Raw genomic sequence first — 3487 nt, 5'->3', positions numbered from 1 at the left:
ATGAATGTTATAGGGTGTTCTAAGGAAAATAAAAATAAAGTAGAAAACAAAGAAGATAAAATTGTAGTATATACAACTGTATTTCCAGTATATGACTTTGCTAAAAATATAGGCAAAGACAAAATAGATTTAAATTATATAGTACCACCAGGAGGAGAGCCACATGACTATGAAATAACTCCAAAAGCAATGAAAGATATACAAAGTGCACAATTACTTATAAAAAATGGGCTTGGAATAGATAACTTTGCAGATAAAATACAAAGTGAGTCAAAATTAAATATAGTAGTGGCAACAGATGGGATTAATGCTATAAGCTATGAAGATAAATTAGTACATAACCATGAACATGAAGGTGAAGAAGCTAATGAAAATGAAAAAGAGCATAATCACGGTGAATATGACCCACATGTTTGGTTAGACACAGATTTAGCTATAAAAGAATGTGAAAATATAAAAAAGGCGCTTATAAAAGTTGATGAAAAAAACAAAGATTATTATGAAAATAATTACAATGAATATACTGAAAAATTAAAAGAATTAAAAGTTAAATATGATGAAAATTTAAAATCACTAAAAAATAATAGATTAATAGTATCTCATGATGCTTATGGATATTTATGTAAAAATTATGGTATTGAGCAAATATCAATAACAGGAATTAGTCCAAATCAAGAACCATCTCTTAGTAAAATAAGTGAAATATCTAGCTTTGCTAAGAAAAATAATATAGAATATGTATTATTTGATGGACTTGTAAATCCTAAAGTAGCTCAAACTATAGCAAATGAAGCCAATATAAAGACAGCGGTTTTATATTCAATAGATGGATTAACAAAACAAGACTTTGATAATAATGAAGATTATATATCTTTAATGAATAAAAATTTAGATACGCTAAAACTAGCTTTAAAGTAGGGAATAAATATGAATGAAATAATAAAAATTAATCATGTAAGCTTTGGGTATGGAAACAAACCTATACTTGAAAATGTAAGCCTTGATATAAAAAAAGGCGATTACATAGGTATAATAGGTCAAAATGGAGCAGGAAAAAGCACTTTATTAAAACTTATGATAAATACAATTAATCCAGTAAAAGGAAGTATTGAAATGTTAGGAAAAGATATAAAAAACTTTAATAATTGGGATGAAATTGGATATATAAATCAAAAATCAAATTCATTTTCATCATCTTTTCCTGTTACCGTAAGTGAAGTTGTGTCTATGAACTTAGCCTCTAAAATTGGATTATTTAAGAGAATAAAAAAACATCATTTAAAAGAAGTAGAAAAAGTATTAAAATTAGTAGGAATATATGAATATAAAGATAGATTAATAGGAAGCTTATCTGGAGGACAACAGCAAAAAGTATTTATAGCTAGAGAGCTAATGAAATCTCCTAAGATATTATTTTTAGATGAACCTACTGTTGGAATAGATGTAAATGGTCAAAAAGAATTTTATAAAATACTTAAAGAGTTAAATGAAAACTTAAATCTTACCATAGTAATAGTTTCACATGACTTATTTATAGTTAAGCAAGAAGTAAAAAAAATTGCTTTAATAAAAGATAAAAAAGTTAAAGTAATACAAAATAATAAAAATGATATAAGTAAAAATATGGTATTAGAGTTTTTGAGTAATTAAGAAGTAGGAGGAAGTAGTTTGGAAATTTTTCAATATGATTTTATGGTAAGAGCACTTGTAGCATCAAGTATAGTTGGATTAATATGTCCACTTATGGGGATGTTTATAGTGTTTAAAAAGTTATCGCTTATAGGAGATAGTTTATCACATATAGCCTTATCAGGAATAGCAGGAGCTACTATACTTGGGGCAAATCCAATTTTAGGTTCATTAATTGCTTCAAGTATATCAGCTATAATAATAGATAAATTGAGAGTGAATTTAAAAGAATACGCAGATTTATCAATAGCTATAATAATGGCATTAGGTGTTGGGATTTCTGGAATACTAATAAGTGTATCGAATGTGAATTTTGATTTGTTTTCATTTATGTATGGAAGTATAGCTACAGTTAATAAAGATGATATAACTATAATAATTATCACAGCTTTTATGATAATTTTATTTATAAAGCTATTTTTTAAAGAACTTGTATATATAACTTTTGATGAAGAAAATGCAAAGTTTTCTAAAATACCAGTTAAATTTATAAATACAATATTTATGATTTTAGTAGCTGCTAGTATAACAATAACTTTAAGAATTGTAGGAGTGCTTTTAGTATCGTCATTAATAGCCATACCTGTAGCCACTAGTTTAAAGGTAGCTAAAAGTTTTAAAAATGCTATATTTTATTCTGTTTTATTTGGAGAAATAGCAATACTGAGCGGTGTTATTGCATCTTTTTACTTAGACTTACCTCCAGGAGGGACAATAGTTGTAATAAGTGTGGTTCAACTTTTAATTGTTAGTTTTTTTAGTAAGATTATAAACAAAAATAAAGTAAAAATGGTATTTAATAAATAATATGAATAAATAATATTGAAAAATTTTATAGCGGTTATTAAAATGTAATTTTAAAAAAATATAAAAAAGTGTTGACGAAAATCAAATAAGATAATATAATAATATTTGCAGCAAATATGATAAGAAACAAGTCGAAACGACAAACTATTGTGATCCATTAGCTCAGTCGGTAGAGCACCTGACTTTTAATCAGGGTGTCCCGCGTTCGAGTCGCGGATGGATCACCAATTATGGAGAGGTGTCCGAGTGGTTTAAGGAGCTGGTCTTGAAAACCAGTGATGCTTAACGGCACCGTGGGTTCGAATCCCACCCTCTCCGCCAATAGCGCCCAGATAGCTCAGTCGGTAGAGCAGGGGACTGAAAATCCCCGTGTCGGTGGTTCGATTCCGCCTCTGGGCACCATATTTAAATATTGTGGCGGTATAGCTTAGTTGGCTAGAGCGTTCGGTTCATACCCGAAAGGTCACAGGTTCGACTCCTGTTACCGCTACCATATAAATGTGGACCTTTAGCTCAGTTGGTTAGAGCGCCCGGCTCATAACCGGTAGGTCCGGGGTTCGAGTCCCTGAAGGTCCACCACTTTTATATAAAAAATTAATTTCGAGGTGTAGCGCAGTTTGGTAGCGCACGTGGTTTGGGACCATGGGGCCGGGGGTTCGAGTCCCTCCACCTCGACCAATTATGGTGGGTATAGCTCAGTCGGTTAGAGCGCCAGATTGTGGCTCTGGAGGCCGTGAGTTCGAATCTCATTACTCACCCCATATTTGACCCATTAGCTCAGTCGGTAGAGCACCTGACTTTTAATCAGGGTGTCCCGCGTTCGAGTCGCGGATGGATCACCATTAATTCTTTGATGGCGACATAGCCAAGTGGTAAGGCAGTGGACTGCAACTCCTTGATCCCCAGTTCGAATCTGGGTGTCGCCTCCATTAAAAACTAAATGCCGAAGTGGCGGAACTGGCAGACGCACAGGACTTAAAATCCTGCGGGA

The 3487-nt window shown here is 31.9% G+C and carries 3 protein-coding genes and 9 tRNA genes; all 12 read left to right on the top strand.

Annotation, left to right across the window (positions count from 1 at the left end; genetic code table 11):
• A partial coding sequence (locus VLM92_RS11310; RefSeq protein ID WP_325276441.1) for a metal ABC transporter solute-binding protein, Zn/Mn family occupies positions 1–918 on the top strand: 918 nt, incomplete at its 5' end.
• A 9-nt stretch (positions 919–927) separates the two neighbouring features.
• On the top strand, positions 928–1650 hold the full coding sequence (locus VLM92_RS11305; RefSeq protein ID WP_325276440.1) for a metal ABC transporter ATP-binding protein: 723 nt from the start codon (positions 928–930) through the stop codon (positions 1648–1650).
• 18 nt (positions 1651–1668) lie between these two features.
• Positions 1669–2496, top strand: coding sequence for a metal ABC transporter permease (locus tag VLM92_RS11300; protein WP_325276439.1), 828 nt, complete (start codon positions 1669–1671; stop codon positions 2494–2496).
• Between the two features lie 151 nt (positions 2497–2647).
• Positions 2648–2723 (top strand) — tRNA-Lys (locus VLM92_RS11295).
• Between the two features lie 5 nt (positions 2724–2728).
• Positions 2729–2817, top strand: a tRNA-Ser gene (locus VLM92_RS11290).
• Between the two features lie 5 nt (positions 2818–2822).
• Positions 2823–2898: transfer RNA gene (locus VLM92_RS11285), tRNA-Phe, on the top strand.
• A 14-nt stretch (positions 2899–2912) separates the two neighbouring features.
• Positions 2913–2989, top strand: a tRNA-Met gene (locus tag VLM92_RS11280).
• Positions 2990–2998: 9 nt separating this feature from the next.
• Positions 2999–3075, top strand: a tRNA-Ile gene (locus tag VLM92_RS11275).
• A 22-nt stretch (positions 3076–3097) separates the two neighbouring features.
• A tRNA-Pro gene (locus VLM92_RS11270) sits at positions 3098–3174 on the top strand.
• 6 nt (positions 3175–3180) lie between these two features.
• Positions 3181–3257, top strand: a tRNA-His gene (locus VLM92_RS11265).
• A 5-nt stretch (positions 3258–3262) separates the two neighbouring features.
• Positions 3263–3338 (top strand) — tRNA-Lys (locus VLM92_RS11260).
• A gap of 13 nt (positions 3339–3351) precedes the next feature.
• A tRNA-Cys gene (locus VLM92_RS11255) sits at positions 3352–3425 on the top strand.
• Positions 3426–3487: the final 62 nt, after the last annotated feature.

This window comes from Romboutsia sp., from assembly GCF_035470145.1.
Taxonomy (GTDB): Bacteria; Bacillota; Clostridia; order Peptostreptococcales; family Peptostreptococcaceae; genus Romboutsia_D.
Note: the sequence above shows the minus strand (reverse complement) of the source record. Positions and strands in the feature narration are given on the sequence as shown.

Coding starts and splice junctions, on each gene's coding strand:
- VLM92_RS11305 (WP_325276440.1), top strand. CDS start 928: ATGAATGAAATAATAAAAATTAATCATGTAAGCTTTGGGTATGGAAAC.